We start from the raw sequence: 265 nt of genomic DNA, 5'->3' as shown, positions 1-265 counted from the left end.
TCATCTACTTGGGAATAAGGAATAAATGAGCTTAATTTATCTGATGAGAAATAATTTGATAATTCTTCATAAAGTCCCCCATGTACTGCAAAAATTTTATCGGATAATAAATTAATTACAGGTATTTTTTCTTTATAATATTCGAATTCTCCTTTTGGAAATTCATGAATTAAATAATAGTGTCTACAGTTTTCTAACGCTGCAGCGATTGCACCCTGAAAAACATGGACTGTATTAGAGATAACCAAGTCAATTGCTTCTGCTC

Annotated in this window: 1 pseudogene; it reads right to left on the bottom strand. The window is 30.6% G+C overall.

Annotated elements, in window-relative coordinates:
* Nucleotides 1–265 (bottom strand): annotated as a pseudogene (locus C1E99_RS00040) (glycosyltransferase); the annotation flags it as partial.

The sequence above is a fragment of the Streptococcus suis genome, from assembly GCF_002964045.1.
Classification (GTDB): domain Bacteria; phylum Bacillota; class Bacilli; order Lactobacillales; family Streptococcaceae; genus Streptococcus; species Streptococcus suis_U.
Note: the sequence above shows the minus strand (reverse complement) of the source record. Positions and strands in the feature narration are given on the sequence as shown.